This is a genomic window from Deinococcus hopiensis KR-140, from assembly GCF_900176165.1.
GTDB lineage: Bacteria > Deinococcota > Deinococci > Deinococcales > Deinococcaceae > Deinococcus > Deinococcus hopiensis.
The window spans coordinates 2,193,843-2,214,147 of record NZ_FWWU01000009.1 but is presented as its reverse complement, the minus strand read 5'-3'; the positions used below and the strand labels follow the sequence as shown (position 1 = coordinate 2,214,147).

The following is a 20,305-nucleotide window of genomic DNA, read 5'->3' as shown; positions in this document are numbered from 1 at the left end:
TGAGGGGAAAGGGAAAGAAAAAGCCCCGGAGGGTGTTCCTCCGGGGGGCTGGGCGCTGCTTCCTGGCCGCTCACTCCACCGGAGGAACGAGAAGAAGAAGCAGGCCGAATGCGGTCATGTGGGCATGGTAAGGGGCAGGCAGGGCCAGGGGAGGGCAGTCGTCTACACACCTGAAAAGGGAGAGCAAATGCCGAGAGAATCCTCCCGCCATTTGCAATAGTGGAGGAGATGCACCAGGAATTCGTCTTTGAACTGCACCACGACGGCCCGACGACGCTGGAGCGCTACGTCCTCGTGCAGATTGTCAGCCTCGTCCGGGCCATGCGTGAGGGATTTATCATTCCCGATGAGGCTGAAGCCATCCTGTTCAAGCCTGACATCCACGCCCGCCTGCGCGCCGAGGGCGTGGGGCTGCAGGTGCTGGACCTCCTGCGTGAGGGGTTTCACCTCGACGACACGCTTCAGTTCATGGGCCGCGAAACGCTGCTCCAGAGCCTGGGCCGCATGGAGATGACGGCCCTGTCGCTGCTCAAGGTCCGGCCCTATCCCGGCAAGCACGTGTGGATCAAGACGTTCTGATACGGTTTATCATCCGTTCTGTCCCCCGGCTCCGTTCCGGTGATTCCACGCCTGTGCGTCACCGTTTTTCCTGCCCCTCTGCGGCGCAGCGTTGCGCGTCCGCCCGGGTTCATCCGTGATCTCATCACGGATGAACCCGAATCCTTATGCGGGTAACGCCGGACTTCTGCAGCAGCCCCGTGCGTTTTCATTCGCCGCGCCGCGCGGTTCCTCCACCCTGCGCGCGCCCATGCCCGTCAGGTCCGGCACGCAGGGCTGGCCCTTCTTCCACGCTTGCGCCCCCCACCCAGGCGGGGGCGGCGCGCTGGCCCAGAAACGGTTCCGACGTGGGGGATGGTAAAGCGGCCAGCTCCTCAGAGAAGCTGACCGCTGAAAGCTGGCTGCGCCTTAAACCTCGAGCGCCTTCTTGCTGATAAACGGCATCATGTCGCGCAGTTCCTTGCCTACGGTTTCGAGCTGGTGCCCGCGCATCTTGCCGCGCTGCTCGTTCATGTAGGGGAAGCCGCTCTCCGCGTCCTCAATGAAGCGCTGGGCGAAGCGGCCCTCCTGAATGTCGGTCAGCACGTCCTTCATGGTGGCCTTCGTCTCGCCTGTGATCACGCGCGGCCCGGTCACGTAGTCGCCGAACTCGGCGGTGTTGGAAATGGAGTGGCGCATACCCTCAAAGCCCTTCTCGTAGATCAGGTCCACGATCAGCTTGACCTCGTGCAGCGTCTCGAAGTAGGCGATCTCGGGTTGATAGCCTGCCTCCACCAGCGTCTCGAAGCCCGCCTGGATCAGGTGCGTCACGCCGCCGCAAAGGACGGACTGCTCTCCGAAGAGGTCCGTTTCCGTCTCTTCCTTAAAGGTCGTTTCCAGCACGCCCGCCCGCGCACAGCCGATGCCCCGCGCGTAGGCCAGGGCGACGTCACGCGCCTGTCCGCTGGCGTCTTGCTGCACGGCGAAGATGCCGGGCATCCCCGCTCCGTCCGTATAGACGCGGCGCAGCATGTGCCCGGGACCCTTGGGCGCGACGAGGAACACGTCGACGTTCGCCGGGGGCCTGATGCGTCCGAAGTGGACGTTGAAGCCGTGCCCGAACGCGAGCGCCTTGCCTTGGGTGAGGTACGGCTCAATGCTCTGCGCGTACACCTTCGGCTGCGTCTCGTCGGGGATCAGGAGCATCACCACATCGGCTTCCTTCGTCGCGTCCTCGATGGAGGTGACGCGCAGACCCGCCTGCTCGGCCTTCTGGCGGCTGCTGGACCCCTCGCGCAGGCCCACCACCACGTTCAGGCCGCTGTCGCGCAGGTTTTGCGCGTGGGCGTGCGCCTGAGAGCCGTAGCCGATGATGGCGATCAGCTTGTTCTCGATGGGGTCGAGGGCGATGTCGCGGTCGTAATACATTTTTGCAGCCATTGGGGGATTCTCCTATAAAGGGCGGGTGAAGTGGGAATGTGGGCTAGGCGGGACAGAGGGCCGAAAAGACAGCAAACGCTGATTCGTCGTTTCGCCAGCCCCAGGGGAGCCTGGGAAGAGCGGGAACAAACCCGCGCCCTCTGCTCTCGTCCCTCTGCTAAAAGAGGTTCGGCACGCTCCCCGCCTTCACTTCCCTCGGCTCCAGGCCCTGGGCGGTGGGGCGCAGGGCCTCGGTCTGGCCCTCGTGGTAGACGTGGCTGGGGATATCAGCATTGGAACCCCGCGTCAGGGCCACACGGCCGGTCCGCATCGTCTCGATGATGCCAAAGGGGCGCATCTGCTCGATAAAGGCGGTAATTTTGCCCTCGTCGCCCGTCACCTCGAAGGTCAGGGCGTGGCGGCCCACATCCACGATACGGGCGCGGAAGTCCTCGGCAATGTGCCGCACCTCCACGCGGTTCTCGGCGGTGATGGCAACTTTGACAAGCACCAGCTCGCGGTCCACATACTTTTCAAGGCTGTGGTCGATGATCTTCACCACGTCGTGCAGCTTTTCCAGTTGCCGCATCGCCTGTTCCACCACGCCCCGGTCCCCGGTGACCACGAAGGTCATGCGGCTCATGCCGGGGTGTTCGGTGGAGCCCACCGAGAGGCTCTTGATGTTGTAACCGCGCCGTCCGAAGAGGGCGGTGATACGCGTGAGTACGCGCGGTTCATCGCGCACGAGGGCGGACACCAGATGGTCTTGCTGGGTGGGGGCAGTCATGCGTCCGTCGCCTCCTTCTGTTCGGCCTGCTGCTGCGCTGTTCGTTGAGACTCCGTCAGGTCCTCGGGGGTGCGGGGCGGCTCGATCTCGATCATCTCGCTCAGGGCCGCGCCCGTGGGAACCATCGGAAAGACGCCGTGCTCGTTGGGCACCACGACTTCCAGCAGGGCGCTTTTTGGATCGTTCAGCCAGGCGTCGATGGCGCCGGGCAGTTCTTCGGCCGTGCGGGCGCGGTAGCCGGGCACGTCGTATGCGTCAGCCAGCTTGAGGAAATCGGGGTTGGAGTCGCCCAGATAGACCTCGGAGTAGCGGCGCTCGTGGAACAGCTCCTGCCACTGCCGGACCATGCCCAGGAACGAGTTGTTGATGATGCAGATCTTGACGTTGCGGACGTCGTACTTCTTCAACGTGGCGAGTTCCTGGGACGTCATCTGAAAGCCGCCGTCGCCCGCGATCACGACGCTCCGCACGCCCGGTTCGGCCAGACCTGCGCCCAGCGCCGCCGGAAAGCCGAAGCCCATCGTGCCCAGCCCACCTGAGTTGATCCAACGCCGGGGCCGCTCAAAGCGGGCGAGCTGCGCGGCGAGCATCTGGTGCTGCCCCACGTCGGAGGAGAGGATGTCGTCGGGCCGCAGCCGGTCCACCACAGCCTTGACGGCGTAGCCCGCGCCCCAGTGCTCCGGGGTCTGGGTGCGTGACTTCCACTCCCCGATCTGCGCGCGCCACTCGGGCCGCTCCAGTTTCTCGGCCCCCCCCGTCAGCAGCGCCGCAACCACCCCCGCGTCGCCGCGCACGGGCAGGTGCGTCCGCACGATCTTGCCGATTTCGGCGGCGTCGAGGTCCACATGAATGATCGAAGCGTTCGGCGCGAAACCGTTTACCCGGCCCGTCACCCGGTCATCGAAGCGCAGACCCAGACCCAGCAGCACGTCCGCCTCACTGATCGCGCGGTTGGCGGCGACGGAACCGTGCATTCCCGGCATCCCCAGCCACAGGGGATCGCTAGAGGGAAAGGTGCCCAGGCCCATCAGCGTGGTGATGACGGGAATGTCCCACGCGCGGGCCAGCGCCGTGATTTCCCTTGCCGCGTCTACCGAGCCGCCGCCCACCATAATGACGGGCTTTTTCGCGCCCATGAGCAGTTCCCGAGCGCGTTCGACGGCCTGTGCCGAAGGTTCCGGGGCTTCGGGCCGGGCGTGCGGCGTGGCGACCTCGCCGTGGTAGGGGGCCAGCTGCACGTCCTTGGGAATGTCCACGAGAACGGGCCCGGGGCGCCCACTGCGGGCGATACGGATGGCTTCGGCGATCACGCGCGGCAGTTCCTCCACGTCGCGCACCACGTAGTTGTGCTTGGTCACGGGCAGGGTAATGCCGGTGATGTCCGCCTCTTGAAAGGCGTCTGTGCCCATCAGGTGCCGCGCGACGTTCCCGGTGATCGCCAGCAGGGGCACCGAGTCGAGCATGGCGTCGGCGAGGCCGGTCACCAGGTTGGTTGCGCCGGGGCCGGAGGTGGCGAGGCACACGCCGATCTCGCCGGTGGCCTTGGCCCAGCCTTCCGCCGCATGAATCGCGCCCTGCTCGTGCCGGGCGAGGATGTGCCGCACCTCGGGGTAAAAGGTCAACGCGTCGTACACGGGCATGATCGCTCCGCCCGGATAGCCAAACACGGTGTGGATTCCGTGCGCGGCGAGGGTGGCCCAAAGGGACTTTGCCCCGTTCATGTCGGTTTGCGTCATGCGCCCTTCCTCCCCGCCCTGCTCAAAAGCTGCGCGCCAAATTCACCCATAGGCGAAGCGGCGCGGAGAACCGGCTTTCCGTAGACCGTCTCCTGACATTGTTGTTCCCGACTTCCCGTCATCCCTCACGACTCCTTCGTATGAAAAACCCCCGCCTCTGCTTCGGGCGGGGGACTTCGGTGCGGTACGTGCGTGGGCACCTAGCTGCCGGAATCCCCAGAGCCAATAAGTACCACCACGAGAATGGAACGTGCCGCCATGCCCTTACCTTAAGAGGTGGGCGCCGGCGGTGGGGGAGAGGCGTCTAGACGCCCACGCCTCAGGGCAGGAAAACAAGCGGGTGTTTGGAGGCGGCAAAACGCCCCCACCTCACGGCAGGGGCATCTTGAGAAGGAGGGTTTAGCGCCCGGCAGGCACGAACTCGCGGTCCGCGAAGTCCTCGCGGCGACGCTCGCCGCCCTGGTTGCCGCCATCGCGGTCACGGCTCCAGCGGCCCTGGCCGCCACGGTTGCCACCCTGGCTCCCGGCGTCACGGTTGCCGTAGCCGCTGCGTCCACCGCCCTGGTAGCCACCGCCACGGTTGCCGCCGCGGTAGCCGCCCTCATCACGGTAGCTCGCGTTGCGGTTGCCGTAGCCGCCGCCCTGACGGCCTTCGCGGGTGGGGGCTTCGTACAGTTCGGGCAACTCCTGGGCCACTTCCACGCCCACTTCGCCTTCGATGGGCGACGCGGCGAGCAGCTTCTCAACGAATTCGCTGGGCACGTCGGCCACCGCGCCGCCCTGCCACTGGCGCACCTTGCCCAGACGGCGGGTGTCGAGGTCCGTGGTGCGGGCGAGCAGCGCCACTGCGCGGGCGACGCTCATGCGCTCGGCGTGCAGGACGATGGTGGTCAGGCCTTCCTCACCGCTCAGCAGGCTGGCAGCCTTGACAGGCTCGGTTACGCCGCTGATCTTGGCGAGGGCGCGGGCGAGGGCCTCGAGACCGAGTTCGCTGAACAGCCGCTCGGCTTCGGCCTGAAAGGTGGAGGCGACGCCGCTGTCCACCTTGCGGACGAGGTCCGCGCTCGCCTTGGCGCTCGCCGCCGCCACTTCCTTGGGCGTGGGCAGGGCGCGTTCCCTGAACTGCACGCCCGTGCGGTACTCCAGGTTGCGCAGCTCGCGGTTCTCGCGGTCGCCGTACATCACGATGGCGGTGCCGGTGCGTCCCGCGCGGCCCGTGCGCCCAGAGCGGTGCACGTAGCTCTCGTGGTCCTGGGGCAGGTGGTACTGCACCACGAGGTCCACTTCCGGGATGTCCAGGCCGCGCGCGGCCACATCGGTGGCGACGAGCACACCCACACGCCCGGCGCGGAACGCTCCCAGCGCACGCTCACGCTGGCTCTGGGCCAAGTCGCCGTGCAGCGCCTCGGACTCGATGCCGCGGTGGATCAGTTCCATGGCCAGCTCGTCGGCCTCGCGCTTGGTGCGCGTGAACACGATGGCCTTCTCGGGGTTGTAGACGGTCAGCAGGTCCGCCAGCACGCGGGTTCGGGTGCGGCCCACCTTGACCTTGAGGTGCTCGACGGTCTGCGCAGCCTGGCTCTTGCCCTCGCCCACCATGTCCACCACGACGGGCTCACGCAGGTACTTGCGCGAGAGTCGGCGGATGTCGTCGTTCAGCGTGGCGCTGAACAGCAGGGTCTGCCGGGCTTCCGGCGTTTTTTGCAAGATGGTCTCGATGGCGTCGGCAAAGCCCACGCTGAGCATCTCGTCGGCCTCGTCCAGCACAGCGTACTTCACTTCGCTGAGGTCGAGGTTGCCGCGCTCCAGGTGGTCGATCAAGCGGCCGGGGGTGCCCACCACCACGTCCACGCCGCGGCGCAGAGCGTTTTCCTGGGGGCTGTACGACGCGCCACCGTATACAGTGACGGTCACGAGGTTCAGGCCGCTCTTGGAAAACTCGTCTGCCACCTGCTTGGCAAGTTCGCGGGTGGGAGCCACGACGATGGCGCGCGGAAGGCGGCCCCGTTCACGGCTGGGTTCGAGGGTCTGGATGATGGGCAGCGCGTAGGCCAGCGTTTTGCCGGTGCCGGTACGGGCACGGCCGATCAGGTCCTTCCCGGTCAGGGTGTGGGGCAGACTCTCGACCTGAATGGGGGTGGCTTCCGTGATGCCGCGCTCAGCGAGACGCGCCGCGAGTTCGGGCGCGATCAGTTGATCAAAGTTCATTTGTGGTCCTTTCGGGAAAGCACAGCCCCAGTGACCAGCAAACGCCCTTGAAACGGCATCCAGCATGTCCTGAAAGTGGGGGCACCTTCCAGCCGCCAGGCACTTCCTGAGCGGCGCACGAATACAAAGTGTACACCTACAGAGGAGAAATTGCAAGAGATGTGGTGGGGTGTATCGCCGCTCCATGGGTGTCGGAATGCGTCAGACTCCGGCGGGTCTTGGAGGGGCCAGTCCTGACGACCGGCAGGACCGGGACACGGCGTTTGCGGACGCGTCACGCCTTCCTGAGTTCACTGCGTACTTCCCGGATACACCAAGACGGCGCCCACAGGTGGGCGCAGGAAGATCACCTGGGCGGACTGCTGTTGGACGCGGCCAATGGGGGTGCGCGGGAGGGAGTGCTGCCGATTTCGCCGGTTCAGAAAGGAAGTGGTGCCGGTTGTCAGGAGACCGAAACACCCCAACCTGGTCCCTGCTGAATGACTGAACCGGGCTTGATTCGTCCGAATGAGACGGGCGTGCTCTCGCCTTTCCTATAACCGCTGCTCTGGGTGGGGAGGAACTGGCGCCTGGCCCGGTTCCCTCTCCAGCTCCCCCGGCACACGGCCCCCCAGCGCCACCCAAGCGCTGAACATATCGTCCGGCGTGGGCGCGTGCAGGTGCAGCCGCTCGCCCGTCGCGGGATGGGGGAGGGCCAGGAAGTGGGCGTGCAGGGCGTGGCGGGGCATCGCCGCACTCTCCCGCCCATACACCGGATCGCCCAGAATTGGGCTGCCGAGGTGCGCGAGGTGGACCCGAATCTGGTGGGTGCGGCCGGTACGGGGCTGGGCGCGGACGAGGGCCAGCGTGCGGCCGTGTCCGTCGCCGTGCACGTCAAGAGGGGTAAAACGGGTCTGGGCTTCACGCGGATTGGCCCCCCCCACCGTCATCCGTTGCCGGGCCGTGGGGTGGCGGCCGATGGGGGCGTCCACATTGACAGGGCCTTCCGCCCGCCACATGCCCGCCGCTATCGCCAGATACGCTTTGCGCGTCTCGCGGTCTTTGAAAGCCGCCGCCAGTCGGGCATGGGCCTCCACGCTCTTGGCGACGACGATCACGCCGCTGGTGTCCTTGTCCAGCCGGTGGACGATGCCGGGGCGGTAGCCCTCGGGACCTTCCGCTCCCGGCTGTTCGGGAAGGGTCATGCGGCCCAGCAGGGCGTTCACGAGCGTGCCGGAGGTGACGCCGGGCGCCGGGTGGGTGACCATGCCCGGCGGCTTGTTCACAGCAATCAGGTGCTCGTCCTCATACAGCACGTCCAGCGGCACATCTTCTGGGGCGACGGTGGCGTCGGGGGGTGGGGGGACCTGCACCGTCATCGCCTCGCCGCCCCTTAACTTCAGGCCGGCTTTGTGCACCACCACGCCGCCCACCTGCACGTGCCCGCCCGCGATCCACCCGGCCACCTGCGAGCGGCTCACGCGCGCGAGTTCGGCCAGCACAGCGTCAAGGCGGCCTGGCGTGGCGATGAGGCGAAGGGAAGCGTCTGGGGGCACGGCGGGCAGTGTAACGTCCCCATTTCCCCTGTGCCGGGGTTGAGCAAGCCTTTACCCTCGCTGTTTCCCACATCCGGAGAGTGATCCAATCTCGCCGCCGCCCGCATACAACAGGGTGAGTGCAGGGCGAGCCTCCGCTGGTGAACGCCCCCACCCGCCCCTGTTTTTCGCCCTCGCCTGCGGCTTCTGCCCGCCGCCCCCGTCCCCCAGGAGGACCCCCATGCCCAACCTCGGAGCCCCAGAACTGCTGCTCATTCTCGTCGTCGCTCTGATCGTGTTCGGTCCCCGCAAGCTGCCCGAGTTGGGCAAGAGCATCGGGCAGGGCCTGCGTGAATTCCGGCGCAGCACCAGCGCTGTGTCGGACGAACTGCGCCGCGAACTGGATACGCAAGCTCCCCCTACGCCGACCGTCCCGGCGGTGTCTGTACCTGAAACCACACCCCGGGCCTGAGTGCTTGCGCCGTTAAGGGCAGCCCAGTCCACGGCACATGCGGCGGTGCGCGGCGGGCTGGTAGGCTGCACCTCAGCCATGACTGCCGACCTCCCACACGAGCCCACCGACGAAGCGCTGATCAGGGCGATGGCGGCAGGCCAGGAGGAGGCCCTGCGCGAGCTTCACCGCCGCCACGCGCGGCTGCTGTACTCGCTGGGTCACCGAATGCTTCGGCAGCGCGACGACGTGGAGAGCTGCGTGCAAGACGCTTTTATGAACGCCTGGCGTCACGCGGCCCGCTTCGACCCTTCCCGGGCGAGCGTCAAGACCTGGCTGGTGAGCATCGCGCACCACCGCTTCTTGCAAGAACTGCGTGACCGCCCGGACCCAGCGCTGGAAATCGAGGAGTGGGACGCGCCCACCGAGTCGGCCGATCCCACAGACCGCGCCCTGGCCGAGCGGGCGGTGGAAGGCCTGAACGCCTCACAGCGTAAGCTGGTTGAACTCGCGTACTACCGCGGCTACTCTCATTCGGAGCTGGCAACACTGACCGGCCTGCCGGTGGGCACCGTCAAATCCCGCCTCCGGGCGGCGCTGGAGCAGATGCGCGGACACCTGAGTCGCTCTGCGGGTGGAGCGAGGCGCAGCGGCCTGCTCGAAGGTCTGGAAGGAGGTGAACACGCGTGAGTGCCGATCTGGATACCCTGACCGCCTATGCTCTGGGCATCCTCTCCCCCGAGGAAGAGGCCCGCGTGGAGGCCGCCCTGGACCGTGATCCGGCCCTGCGGGCCCGGGTTCAGGCCGAGCGCGAATCCCTGCTGACCCTGGTCGAATCCCTGCCTGAGGTGGAACTGCCCGCCGGAGCGGAGGAGCGGTTAATGGTCCGCCTGAGCACCGAACGCGGGCAGGCCTCACCAACGAACCTGCACCTTTCGCCCCCGGTGCAGACGTCCACACCGCGCCGCGTACCCTGGTTGCCCCTCAGTGCTGCGGGCATAGCGGCGGCGCTGGCCCTGGCGTTCGCGTTGCGCCCGTCGGCCGATCCGCTGCGGCAGTACGCGGAAACACCCGGTGCGGTCACCCAGCCCCTGGCGGTAAATGGCGCGAGAATCGGGGACCTGGTGCGCATGGGAGGTGGGCGCGCCTACCTTCACCTCAGCGCGCCACCAGAGGCGGGCCGTGTGTACCAGATGTGGCAGATTCAGGGCAAGACGCCCGTGCCGCTGGGGGTGTTCGAGGGTCAGGGCTTTTTGCTCACGGGCCTGTCTCCTGGAGCCACCGTGGCCGTGAGCGTGGAGCCGCCCGGAGGCAGCCCACAGCCCACCACCAAGCCCATCCTCGTGCAGCAACTTTAGAGCATGGGTCAAAAGGAGGACTTCTTTTTGACCGAGCCCAGCGAGCGAGTTTGAATGCGCGTGGAGGAGAATGGTGCCGTGAGGGGTGCCCTTCCACGCACGGCGCCATTCGGAGAAATGCTTTCGGGTTTCTCCGAATGGCACATGCCTACCTTGTCCCGTGAGGCACAACTTGAGACGGACTTCACGCCGCCTGGCCAAGCGGCAAGGGCGGCGTGAAGTCTGCGTCTTGCTGAACTACCGGACCGATGATTCGGGCTTCAGCGGCGGCACCCGTAGACCCCCGCGCCCATCCCAGCCCTTGAAGGCGTAGAAGCGGCCCGGTTCCCCGGTGCGGAGGTAATCGCTGAGCGGCTCGCGCATGGGCGGGGACTCCAGCAGGTCAATGGCCTCGTCGGGGGTACAGAAGCGGGCCTCCACGATGAAGCCGTCGGGATCGGCGGGGTTGAGGAGGCCGTCCCAGGTGGCCTCAAAGGCCACGGCGATGGCGCGCTCGCCCCGGCGCTCGTCCTCGATGTGCACCGTGTAGGCCATATGCTTGATGCCGGTCAGCTTGAGGCCGGTTTCTTCTGCGATCTCGCGGTAGAGGGCTTCGAGCAGCGTCTCGCCCGGCTCGACGACGCCGCCCGGCAGCGTGTGGCGCACCCGTCCAAGGCCCTGCCAGTCGTTGCCAACGAGCAGCACCCGCCCGAAACGGTCCCGCAGCACCCCGGCAGCCACCAGCAGGTCACGCCGTCCCATACACGCCCCGCTCTCCGGAGGCGGCCTCATCGCCCGTTCCCAGCGCCATAAGCTGCCGCTCGCGCTCGTCACGCGCCAGATGGGCGACGACGGGAACGAGGCCGCCCTCCATCACCGTATCCAGGGCGAAATTCTTGTGCTCGCCCTCGAGCCGGTGATCGGTCACGCGGTTTTGCGGATAGTTGTAGGTGCGGATCTTCTCGCTGCGCTCGCCCGTACCCACCTGCGAGGCGCGCTCGCTCCGTTCACGCGCTTCCCGAGCGGCCCGTTCCCGCTCGGCGAGGCGTGAAGCGAGCACCACCAGCGCCTTTTCGCGGTTCTTGATCTGTGAGCGCCCGTCCTGGCACACCACCGTGATCTCGTCGGGCGTGCCCGCGCGGTACACTGCCCGTACCGCCGAGTCGGTGGTGTTCACGCCCTGCCCGCCCGCGCCCTGGGAGCGGAACACGTCGATGCGGACCTCCGACAGGTCCAGCTGCACCTCGCCCTGCTCAGCTTCGGGCAGCACGGCGACCGTCACCGTACTCGTGTGGATGCGGCCCTGGGATTCGGTGGCGGGCACCCGCTGCACCCGGTGAACGCCGCGTTCCCACTTGAAGGCGCGGAAGGCCATGTCGCCCGTCACCTCCGCCACCACCTTGCTCGCGCCGCCCAGGTCACTTTCCGAGGCGTCGAGCACGTTCACCTTCAGGCCTGTGCCCTCGGCATAGCGCGTGTACATGCGCAGCAGGTCCACCGCGAAGAGGGCCGCCTCGGCTCCGCCTGCTCCGGCGCGAATTTCGAGAATCACGTCCTTCGCGTCGTCGGGGTCGGTGGGGAGGAGCAGCACCTCCAGCTCGGCTTCCAGCTCACCCAGCCGGGCCACGAGGCTGTCCACCTCACCTGCGGCCAGTTCGCGCATGTCGGGGTCCTGCAGCAATTCGCGCGCTCCGGCCAGATCCCGCTGGGCCGCCTGGTACTCGCGGTATAGCGTGACCACCGGGGTCAGTTCACGGTGCCGGCGGGTCAGCCGCGCGTACTCGCGGGCGTCGGCCAGCATCGCAGGATCGCCCAGCGCGCGCTCCACGAGGCCGAATTCGGACGCGAGTTCCTCCAGCCGCCCGATGCGTAAACCCGTCCCACTCAAGGGCGCACGTTCTTTCTGCGTGGTGAGGGTTGGAGGAGGACGGCGGGCCAGGGCGGACTCCACCCGGCGAGGACGGGCACACTTGACACAGGCATCATGGAAGCAGTCTACCGCCGCCCTCCCTAGATGACCGGAAGGCAGGCGACAGGGTATAGGGGGAGAAAACGCCGGCATGAGCGCTACAGTCACCTCCATGAGAACGGTGACGGTGGGTTTACTGGGCTGCGGCACGGTGGGGCAGAATGTCCTGCAACTGCTGAAACGGCGGCAGAATATCTTTGATGACCTCGGCGTGCGGATCGAGGTGACGGGCGTGCTCGTACGCGACGCCGGCCGTGAGCGCAATGTGCCTGAGGGAACGCCCCTCACCGCAGATCCCGCCTTTTTGCAGGAAAGCAGCGTGGTGATCGAGGCGTTGGGCGGCGTCGAGCAGCCGCTCGCGCTGCTGCTGCCCTACTTGAGAAGTGGGCGGCCCGTCATCACCGCCAACAAGGCCCTGCTCGCCGAGCGCTGGGACGACCTGCGCGAACACGCCCTCGCCGGGCGGCTGTACTACGAGGCGTCGGTGATGGCGGGCACGCCGGTGATCGGTCCCATGAGCACTGTGCTGCGGGCCAGCACGTTTACCCGGTTGCAAGCGGTGCTGAACGGCACCTGCAACCACATCCTTACCCAGATGGAGGGCGGCCAGAGTTACGCCCAGGCCCTCGCCGAGGCGCAGGCGCTGGGCTATGCGGAAGACCCCCCCACCCTGGACGTGGGCGGCTTCGACACCGCGCACAAGCTGACAGTGCTGGCCCGATTCTGCGCCGACGGCAACTTCCCCTATGGGGACGTGCAGGTTTCAGGCATCGAGGGCGTGACGTTGGAGGACGTGGCGCAAGCGAGGGCAGCGGGCGAACGAATTAAACTCGTGGCCGAACTGTGCTGTGGGGGTGAGGGGTGGCGCGCCACCGTCTCACCCCAGCGCCTGCCCACCACCCACCCGCTGTGCAGCGAGGGAGCAAGCCGCAACGCCCTGGTCTACGAGGGCGAGGAATGCGGCACCCTGATTTTCGCTGGGGGCGGCGCGGGCGGCATGGTCACGGCCTCGGCGATGGTGGGCGACCTGCTCGACTGGCTGATCGGCTTTCCCGGGCACGTGCCGCTGCACTGAGGGAGGCCGCGCCTCCCAGGCAGGGCGGCACAGTCAACGCGGCGCGGCAGGCACCGGAACATCCCCGGGGCCCGAACAAGGCAAGCGGCGTGGCCGGAGGTGAGCCCTCTCCGGCCACGCCTGTTCTGCTTATTGCTGCCCGGTTTCCTATTCCTGCACGAGCACCACGGCGCCGCGTGCGGGCACGTCCACCCCGGCCCCCTCGGCCAGGGTGTGGGCCTGCCCGGTCAGCACGTCGCGGTACGTGCCCGGATGCACCGCCGACAGAGGCAACCGGGCAGGGGAGAGTGCCGCGTTGATGGCCACGTGGGCGTTCCCAGCGGCGTGTTCACGCACATACGCCAGCGCCTCGCCCTCGGCATAGGTAACCCGGAATTCGCCCCGGCGCAGCGCGGGCGCGGCGTGTCGGGCTGCCGCGAGCTTTTGCAGCAGTTCCCAGGTCTGTCGGTCCCAGTTCGCCCCGTCCTCCCAGGGAAAGGCGCGGCGGCAGTCGGGATCCGGGCCGCCCGGGAGGCCCACCTCGTCACCGTAATAGATGCAGGGCGCGCCCACATAGGTCAGCTGAAAGACGCTGGCGAGGCGAAAGGCCGTCGGATCGCCGCCCACCGCCGTCAGAAAGCGGGCCGTGTCGTGCGAATCGAGCAGGTTGAGCTGGGCCCGCACGATCTCGGGGTGGTACATGCGCGTTACTTCTTCCACCCGGCGCGCAAAGGCAGGGGCGTCCATGGGGTCTACCCGGCCCGTGCCGCTGCGCTCGTTCATGGGATGGTCCAGCGTCCGCGCTCCGAAAAAGGCCAGGCATGGCCGCGTGAAGTGGTAGTTCATCACCGCGTCGAACTGGTCGCCCGCCAGCCAGCGGTGGGCGTCGCCCCAGATCTCGCCCACGATGTATGCGTCGGGGTTCACGGCCTTGACCCGGCGGCGAAATTCGCGCCAGAAGTCGTCATCATCGATCTCGTTGGGCACGTCGAGCCGCCAGCCGTCGATCCCGAAGCGCATCCAGTACTCGCCCACCTCCCACAGAAACTCGCGCACAGCCGGGTGGTTCGTGTTGAACTTGGGCAGCGCCCGGATGCCCCACCACGCGAAGTAGTTCGCAGGCTGGGCGTCGTCGTAGGGGTGCAGCGGCCAGCCCTGGATGTGGAACCAGTCCAGATAGGCGCTGCCCCGGCCCTGCTCGAGAATGTCGTTGAACTGAAAAAACCCCCGGCTGGCATGGTTGAACACTCCGTCGAGGACGATGCGGATGCCCCGTGCGTGCGCCGCATCAATCAGTGCGCGCAGGGCCTCGTTGCCACCCAGCATGGGGTCCACCCGAAAGTAGTCGTGGGTGTGGTAGCGGTGGTTGGAAGCCGACTGAAACACGGGGCAGAAGTAGATCGCGTTGACGCCAAGCGCCTGGATGTGGTCCAGCCGCTCCATCACGCCCCACAGGTCCCCACCCATATAGCCGTCGGTGGTGGGGGCACTCCCCCAGGGTTGCAGCCGCAAGCCACTTTCCCGGCCGCTGCGCGCGAAGCGGTCGGGAAAGATCTGGTAGAAAACGGCGTCTTTCACCCACTCAGGAGTGAGCGGCGTGTGTTGTGAAGGTGACATGTGCGCGCAAGATAGCGGAAGCGCTTCCTCCAGGAAAGCTCAAGAAATTCACAAGACGCTCCGCATCTAGAGGAGGCGGGCGTTCTGCGCCAGAACCAGGGCCCGCGCCTCCTCCAACGTTCGGACCTCGCCGAGCGACTGCGCCTCTGCCAAGGCTCGCAGCGCCTCGCCCACAGCGGGCCCTGGGGCAATCTTCAGGAGCGCCATCACGTCTCCTCCCGTCAGCAGGGGGGGCGGCGCGGTGGGCTGCTCCTCCAGGGCCTCCAGCACCCGTTCGATTCCCAGGGCATAGGCGTGACGGGTGGCCGGGCTGCTTTCGGGACCCCGGGCCGCTTCCCGGTCGGCCAGCATCAGGCTCAGCAGGTCTGGCAGCAGGGCCCGGCGGCGATGAACGAAGCGCCGCGCCTCCCGCTCACCGCTGGGGAGAGGCACCATGTGGGCCTTGACCAGGGCGGCGGCCCGCTCCACCTCTGCGGCCGGGAGGGTCAGGCGGGTCAGAATCTCGCGGGTGAGCTCTGCGCCCACCCGGTCATGGCTGTGAAAGGCGGCGCGGCCCGTCTCCGGGTTGACGGTGTGCGTGCGCGGCTTGCCCACGTCGTGCAGGAGGGTGGCCCAGCGCAGGGAGAGCTCCGCTTCAGGAAAGCGCGACAGCAGCTGGTGCAGCGCTTCCACCCCATGCCCGAACACATCCAGGTGATGAAAGCCTCCCTGCGTCAGCCCGATGCCCTCACGCAGCTCCGGCACGGTCAGGTTCAGCAGGCCCAGGTTCTCCAACCGCTGCACCCCGCGCGCCGCTTCCGGACACCTCAGCAGGGCGTGGACTTCCTCCCGTACCCGCTCCGGGGCAGGTCGGGAAAGAAGGCCCGCCGCCAGACCCGCCGCCACCCGCCGCACCGCCGCTTCCGTGGCCGCCTCCTGCCGAAAGCCCAGCGTCACCTCCAAGCGTGCGGCCCGCCAGGCGCGCAGAGGATCGGCCTGCAGATTCGCCTCCGATACCATCCGTAGCCGCCGGGCGCGCAGGTCCGCCTGCCCACCCGCCGGATCGAGAACCTGCCCTGTTTCCGTGAGGGCCAGGGCGTTGACGGTGAAGTCGCGCCGCAGCAGATCCTCGGTAACGTCTTTCGGCAGCGGCACGAAGTCGTGCTGAACGTCTGCACCCGCATGCACCCTCCAGTACCCCCGTTCCTCGTCCAGGGGAAAGGCTGTCCCCCCCGTCTGGAGCGCCGTCGCCCGCGCCGCACCCTTGGGGTCCACCGCCGCCCAGTCGAAATCCTTCGGGGCCGCGCCCCTCAGCCAGTCGCGGGCCGCGCCGCCCACGAGGAGGGCTCCGGGTGGAAAGGGGGGCAGGGCAGGGCGGCGGCGAAACATGGGGGTATGGTAGCGGCCCTTGCAGGAAGGCCGCCCACTCTGCTACCTTGAGCGGCGCTGAGGGGGCTTAGCTCAGCGGGAGAGCATCCGCTTTGCAAGCGGAGGGTCAAGAGTTCGAATCTCTTAGCCTCCACCAACAGAACGCCGTCTATGACGGCGTTCTTCTTTTTTGACTCAGTCAAAGAGCCACTGTCCGTCACCAAATTCGTCACCAGCCAGGGGTTGCACTCAAGGAAAATTAAGAGTTGGTGAAGGAAGACGCGCGCTCCTTCTTATCTAGACCCAGCACTGGGGTCATGCTCCCTACCACCTTCTTCTGACGCTCTGTACTGGACTGCAGGTAGCCAAGCGTCGTTGCTGGGGACGCATGGCCCACCACGTCCTGAACGTCTTTGATTGTGACGTTCGGTGTGCATAGCGCATTCGTGATGAACGTCGCGCGCGTCTGATGGAAATTTCGGTGTTCTAGCCCGCAGGCTTTCAGGATCTTCTCCCACTCCCGCCGCACGTTATTTGGGCACATTGGAGTTCCGCGGGAGGTTGGGAAGAGAGGAATGTATCTCTTCGCTGTGGGAGCAGGCGGTATCCAATCGTCTGGCAGGCCACTGTTCCAGCGTCGTCGGGTCGCTGCACGCTGCAATTGCCTCGTCTTCTCGGTGACTTTTTTGGGAATCCCCCATTTCGGTCCCGCACGCTCCTTGAGAGTGGCAATTTTGGTTAGATGGTTATCTACCTCGCATTTAATGGACTCTGGCAAATGAACCACCCTATGTGATGGTGCCGTCTTCGCTTTGCCCCGGCCACCCTGACGCTTGGCGGTGCCGTTGAGCCGCAATCGGCCTGTCGCTGGGTCATAATCCGTCAGCTGAAGACCCACGATTTCGCTGATGCGCGCCCCTGTCGCCAGGCCGATCAGCACAATCATGAAAATAGGAGAGTCGCGGCTGGCGCTGACCAGCTTCTGTATCTCTTCCTCTGTCAACGCTTCTGGACGAGGCTTTGCCTGAGCTTGCACCGGCTTGACCCTTTCCGCCGGATTCTTGTCGAGTAGTCCATCGTCAACGGCCTCCCGCAGAGCTGCGCGCAGCATCAGCAGAGCTTTATCGCACGTCGTCTTGGCGTAGCGCTTGGAAGTCTGCTGCGCTCTGGGCTTCTTGCCCCTTCTGGGCTTGGGTGGCGGAGTCTGTTCCTCACCTGCTTCCAGCTCTGGACTAATTTCGTTCAGAAATGAGCGGATTTGGTATTGCTTAAGCTCCGCGACCTTGAGAGATCCCATTTTTCGCGTAATTACCGTCTTAATCCACTCACGGTAGAGGTGTGTGCTGTATTCGGCTCCCTGGAGTCCAGCAATGTGGCGGTCCAGCAACTGCGCGACCGTCATCTCTCGGACATCTCGCGGGATGTTCTGCAAGCGCTTCACGTCCAACGTACTCAAGTGTTCGTTGGCCGCTTCTTCTGTAGAAAAGGTCCACTGCGGACGGTGCCGTCTGCCATCCGGATGCGGTTCCAGCTCGACGCTCACCACCCAACGTCCATCGCTCGGGCGATGGGTGAGGTAGGGTTGGCCCTTTTTGCGCTTCTCGCGTTTCGGGGGCATGCCCTTCTTGGTCTTGCTGCCCGTCTTCTTGACCTTCGTGTTCGGCGCAGTCATAGGGCGCGTCCCTCGTGGACGATCCGGCCCACCACGATGACCTCATCGGAGGCCAGCACCCGCGAGCCCTGAAGAACCTGCACCTTGCCTTCAGCTTCGACGCTGACGCTGCGAACCACCTCGCCGGATGCTGAGACGAGGATGACGTAGTGCTGTCCCACGACCAGTGCCTTCTGTGCCGGGTCGACCACCAGGATTGTCTCAGGGGCTTCGTCCAGCGTGTAGGCACCTGCCTGAGCACCGTTCCATTTGCCCGCCAGTACCGTTGGTCGGTTCAGTCGACTGGAATGGCGGACGTCAACACTGGCCGAAAACATCGGGCGGCCAGTGATCCGCGCAAGATCTCCCTCGCTCAGTTCCAAGGCGCGCGCCAAGCTCGGTAAGTGCTTGCTCCGCGCCACGTTGTTGCGCCCCGCCTCAAGGCTTCCCAGGTAGGCAACGTTCGGTACTGTCGAGCGCTCTTTGACCTGCGCCATCGTGAGGCCAAGCTCCAGGCGGCGCTGCTTCAGGAACTTTCCTGAATCTTGCCCGCTCCAGGGTGTCGACCCTTTGTCTGCCTTTCCTTTATCCGCTTGCGACATATCTTCTATGTCACCTCCGACTAAGACGATACCCCACTTTCTCGAAGCTGTACTCCCCCGTAGAACGCGTTCAGAACGCCATTTCCGACGGCACGGGGTAGACGAAAATTTTCCTTTGTGCTAGCGAACGCAGAGCGCTTTGGCCTATGCCTTGACGACCTGTTGTGGCTGAGTGGCACAGGGGGTACCGGCGTGCGTGTAATCGTTCTGGGGGAGGAAGCTGAGGGACTTCAGAGCAACACCGCTTTTTCTCTAAGGCGTGAGATCCTGCCTCCATGTCTGTCCGCTTTGTCGCTAACGCCCTTGCGGTCGAGGACCTCCCCGACGTGAACACCTTCCTTATCGCCCTGGCCGACAACGCTGAGGAGCCCACGCATGTGCTGGAGTTGCAGAAGGCACTCGAGGTCGACGAGGACGATCCGGATTCCGACACCTATTGCCTCGTGCTGGACGGTGCCGCTACGCACTACGGTGGTGTCAGGACATGCCTGTTGAGCGGTCACTCCCTGGTTCTGCGGCTTGACGATGAAGCCGCGGGTGCCCTGGGAATCGACAGCTTCGAAATTGAACTTGACCTAGCTGAGGAGGAGCGTGCGGTTCTGCGCAGCGGCCTCGCCCGGCTCTTTTGGGGTGACCGACTTGAGCCAGGCGAGCTGGTCCTGGCATGACCGTCCTTGCCCCGGACGACTCGCGCTGGGCCTCTCTCCGCCACGCCTACGGTTCTGCCGCCGATGTGCCGGACCTCCTCCGCCAACTTGATGGCAAGCCCGCGCCGCAGGGGAGCGAGGAGCCCTGGTTCTCGCTCTGGAGCGCCCTGTGCCATCAAGGCGACGTGTACACCGCCTCGTACGCAGCGCTGCCTTACCTGATGGCAGACGCAGCGCGCGTTCCGCCAGCGGAGCGTCTCGGCCACCTGCACCTTGCAGGGACCATCGCGGCCCTCAGCCGGGCAGAGCGCTCCCCGGCGGTTCCGGAAGATCTCACCGCCGCATTCAAGGACGCAGTCCATCTCTTGGGCGAGCTGGCCATAGAAGCGCTGGTCACTCTCCCCATTGCCAGCGAGGAAGAGTTGAGCGTGCTCCTGGGTGCTGTCGCGGTGGCGAAGGGGCAGGCACCGCTGGGGAATCTCCTGCTGCAGTGGATGCCTGAGCTGGAATGCGAGGAGTGCGGCGGTGCCGTGGTGCCGGCGAGCTACGCCTACGCCCTGGAGCCTTGAGGGCCCTCAGCTGCAGGAGACAGGTCTCGTCGTCAGAGGTTCGTGTTCGACCCTTCAAGGGCCGCGGTGCGGTCCAGCAGGCGCTTGACCTGCTGGGCGGACCAGGGACCACCAACGCGTGTTGAGAACCCACCCTGTTCAAGGGCCTGAGCAATCCGGCGCAGGCTATGCCCGTGCTTCCGGAGAGAGCCGGCGTACGCGGCCGCCGGCCTCATGGCCTGCACGGCCGCTGCGCGCGTCGCTGCTGCGCCTGCGGCGCGCGCAGCGGCCGTGAGGTTCTCCGGCTTACCCAGCGAAAGACCACGGGCTTTGCGAGCCGCAAGCGCGGCGCGGGTGCGCTGCGAGATCAACGCAGCTTCCCGCTCGGCGACAGCGGCCATAACGTGAATCGTGAGGTTGTCTGCCTCGGGCATGTCCACGGCGGTAAAGCGCACACCGGACTCCATCAGGCTCGCCACGAACGCGACGTTACGCGCCAGTCGGTCGAGCTTGGCAATCAGCAGGACACCACCTACACGCCGGGTCTGAGCCAGCGCCGATTCGAGCTGGGGGCGGCGGCGCTTGCGGGTGCCCGTCTCGACCTCCGTGAATTCAGCCACCAGCGTTAGCCCTTGAGCGCGGGCATGTGCGAGTACGGCCGCCTGCTGGGCCTCTAGGCCCAAGCCGCTCTGGCCCTGCTTCTGGGTGGAAACCCGGTAGTACGCCACCGCGGAAATGGACACAGGGAGAGTGTAACGGGGTACACCGGGGCGTTCGAGAAGTGTCACACCACTTCTGATCCACCGTCGCCGGCGTGTGACGCTCTCCACGCTTCATGAGGTTCAGCCTGCGGACGTGCTTAACGTGCCAGTGCCTTCCGT

At 66.2% G+C, this 20,305-nt stretch carries 19 protein-coding genes and 1 tRNA gene; 8 read left to right on the top strand and 12 right to left on the bottom strand.

The features are described 5' to 3' along the window. Positions 1-228: 228 nt before the first annotated feature. Positions 229-579 (top strand): DUF3969 family protein, encoded by a 351-nt coding sequence (locus B9A95_RS24180; RefSeq protein ID WP_084049602.1) that lies wholly within the window; start codon positions 229-231, stop codon positions 577-579. A gap of 387 nt (positions 580-966) precedes the next feature. On the opposite strand, the gene ilvC is transcribed toward B9A95_RS24180, so the two are convergent. The 5 genes from ilvC to B9A95_RS24155 all read right to left on the bottom strand — a co-directional run bounded on the left by ilvC (position 967) and on the right by B9A95_RS24155 (position 8,231). Then, positions 967-1,977: a ketol-acid reductoisomerase gene (ilvC, locus tag B9A95_RS24175; RefSeq protein ID WP_084049601.1), complete on the bottom strand. Its 1,011-nt coding sequence runs from the start codon at positions 1,975-1,977 to the stop codon at positions 967-969. Positions 1,978-2,134: 157 nt separating this feature from the next. Beyond that, complete coding sequence (gene ilvN / locus B9A95_RS24170; protein ID WP_084049600.1) at positions 2,135-2,743, bottom strand: acetolactate synthase small subunit; 609 nt, start codon at positions 2,741-2,743, stop codon at positions 2,135-2,137. After that, positions 2,740-4,479 (bottom strand): biosynthetic-type acetolactate synthase large subunit, encoded by a 1,740-nt coding sequence (gene ilvB / locus B9A95_RS24165; protein ID WP_084049599.1) that lies wholly within the window; start codon positions 4,477-4,479, stop codon positions 2,740-2,742. The genes ilvN and ilvB overlap by 4 nt, the downstream gene beginning before the upstream one ends. A gap of 399 nt (positions 4,480-4,878) precedes the next feature. Beyond that, positions 4,879-6,687, bottom strand: a complete 1,809-nt coding sequence (locus B9A95_RS24160) for a DEAD/DEAH box helicase (protein WP_084049598.1) — start codon at positions 6,685-6,687, stop codon at positions 4,879-4,881. A 533-nt stretch (positions 6,688-7,220) separates the two neighbouring features. Then, positions 7,221-8,231, bottom strand: coding sequence for an RluA family pseudouridine synthase (locus B9A95_RS24155; RefSeq protein WP_084049597.1), 1,011 nt, complete (start codon positions 8,229-8,231; stop codon positions 7,221-7,223). A gap of 211 nt (positions 8,232-8,442) precedes the next feature. Between B9A95_RS24155 and tatA the strand changes: the two genes are divergently transcribed. The 3 genes from tatA (at position 8,443) to B9A95_RS24140 (ending at position 10,010) form a co-directional block, all read left to right on the top strand. After that, positions 8,443-8,673, top strand: coding sequence for a twin-arginine translocase TatA/TatE family subunit (gene tatA / locus B9A95_RS24150; RefSeq protein ID WP_084049596.1), 231 nt, complete (start codon positions 8,443-8,445; stop codon positions 8,671-8,673). A 78-nt stretch (positions 8,674-8,751) separates the two neighbouring features. Then, complete coding sequence (locus tag B9A95_RS24145; RefSeq protein ID WP_084049595.1) at positions 8,752-9,342, top strand: RNA polymerase sigma factor; 591 nt, start codon at positions 8,752-8,754, stop codon at positions 9,340-9,342. Further along, positions 9,339-10,010: an anti-sigma factor gene (locus B9A95_RS24140; protein ID WP_084049594.1), complete on the top strand. Its 672-nt coding sequence runs from the start codon at positions 9,339-9,341 to the stop codon at positions 10,008-10,010. Before B9A95_RS24145 ends, B9A95_RS24140 begins: the two co-directional genes overlap by 4 nt. Before the next feature lie 237 nt (positions 10,011-10,247). Here the strand turns inward: B9A95_RS24140 and B9A95_RS24135 are convergent, their stop codons facing one another. Together B9A95_RS24135 and prfA are read right to left on the bottom strand one after the other, a co-directional pair. After that, the gene (locus B9A95_RS24135; protein ID WP_084049593.1) at positions 10,248-10,751 is read right to left on the bottom strand and encodes an NUDIX hydrolase; all 504 of its coding nucleotides are present in this window, start codon (positions 10,749-10,751) and stop codon (positions 10,248-10,250) included. Further along, positions 10,738-11,856 (bottom strand): peptide chain release factor 1, encoded by a 1,119-nt coding sequence (prfA, locus tag B9A95_RS24130; protein WP_084050945.1) that lies wholly within the window; start codon positions 11,854-11,856, stop codon positions 10,738-10,740. Before prfA ends, B9A95_RS24135 begins: the two co-directional genes overlap by 14 nt. A 214-nt stretch (positions 11,857-12,070) precedes the next feature. Between prfA and B9A95_RS24125 the strand changes: the two genes are divergently transcribed. After that, entirely contained in the window at positions 12,071-13,033 is a 963-nt protein-coding gene (locus tag B9A95_RS24125) for a homoserine dehydrogenase (RefSeq protein ID WP_084049592.1), read from the top strand. A 147-nt stretch (positions 13,034-13,180) separates the two neighbouring features. Here the strand turns inward: B9A95_RS24125 and B9A95_RS24120 are convergent, their stop codons facing one another. Beyond that, entirely contained in the window at positions 13,181-14,629 is a 1,449-nt protein-coding gene (locus tag B9A95_RS24120) for a glycoside hydrolase family 13 protein (RefSeq protein WP_084049591.1), read from the bottom strand. 66 nt (positions 14,630-14,695) lie between these two features. Then, on the bottom strand, positions 14,696-15,997 hold the full coding sequence (locus tag B9A95_RS24115) for a CCA tRNA nucleotidyltransferase (protein WP_084049590.1): 1,302 nt from the start codon (positions 15,995-15,997) through the stop codon (positions 14,696-14,698). Between the two features lie 61 nt (positions 15,998-16,058). On the opposite strand from B9A95_RS24115, the gene B9A95_RS24110 reads away from it, so the two are divergent. Then, positions 16,059-16,133 (top strand) — tRNA-Ala (locus B9A95_RS24110). 102 nt (positions 16,134-16,235) lie between these two features. Here the strand turns inward: B9A95_RS24110 and B9A95_RS24105 are convergent. Both B9A95_RS24105 and B9A95_RS24100 read right to left on the bottom strand, forming a co-directional pair. Further along, positions 16,236-17,648, bottom strand: coding sequence for a tyrosine-type recombinase/integrase (locus B9A95_RS24105; RefSeq protein WP_084049589.1), 1,413 nt, complete (start codon positions 17,646-17,648; stop codon positions 16,236-16,238). Continuing rightward, on the bottom strand, positions 17,645-18,229 hold the full coding sequence (locus tag B9A95_RS24100; protein ID WP_084049588.1) for a helix-turn-helix domain-containing protein: 585 nt from the start codon (positions 18,227-18,229) through the stop codon (positions 17,645-17,647). The genes B9A95_RS24105 and B9A95_RS24100 overlap by 4 nt, the downstream gene beginning before the upstream one ends. A gap of 275 nt (positions 18,230-18,504) precedes the next feature. On the opposite strand from B9A95_RS24100, the gene B9A95_RS24095 reads away from it, so the two are divergent. Together B9A95_RS24095 and B9A95_RS24090 are read left to right on the top strand one after the other, a co-directional pair. Then, the gene (locus B9A95_RS24095) at positions 18,505-18,897 is read left to right on the top strand and encodes an Imm10 family immunity protein (RefSeq protein WP_084049587.1); all 393 of its coding nucleotides are present in this window, start codon (positions 18,505-18,507) and stop codon (positions 18,895-18,897) included. Continuing rightward, a complete protein-coding gene (locus B9A95_RS24090; RefSeq protein ID WP_084049586.1) occupies positions 18,894-19,445 on the top strand; it encodes a hypothetical protein in 552 nt (183 codons plus the stop codon). The genes B9A95_RS24095 and B9A95_RS24090 overlap by 4 nt, the downstream gene beginning before the upstream one ends. Positions 19,446-19,477: 32 nt before the next feature. Here B9A95_RS24090 and B9A95_RS24085 read toward each other — a convergent pair whose 3' ends face one another. After that, complete coding sequence (locus B9A95_RS24085; RefSeq protein ID WP_084049585.1) at positions 19,478-20,167, bottom strand: recombinase family protein; 690 nt, start codon at positions 20,165-20,167, stop codon at positions 19,478-19,480. Positions 20,168-20,305 lie beyond the last annotated feature (138 nt).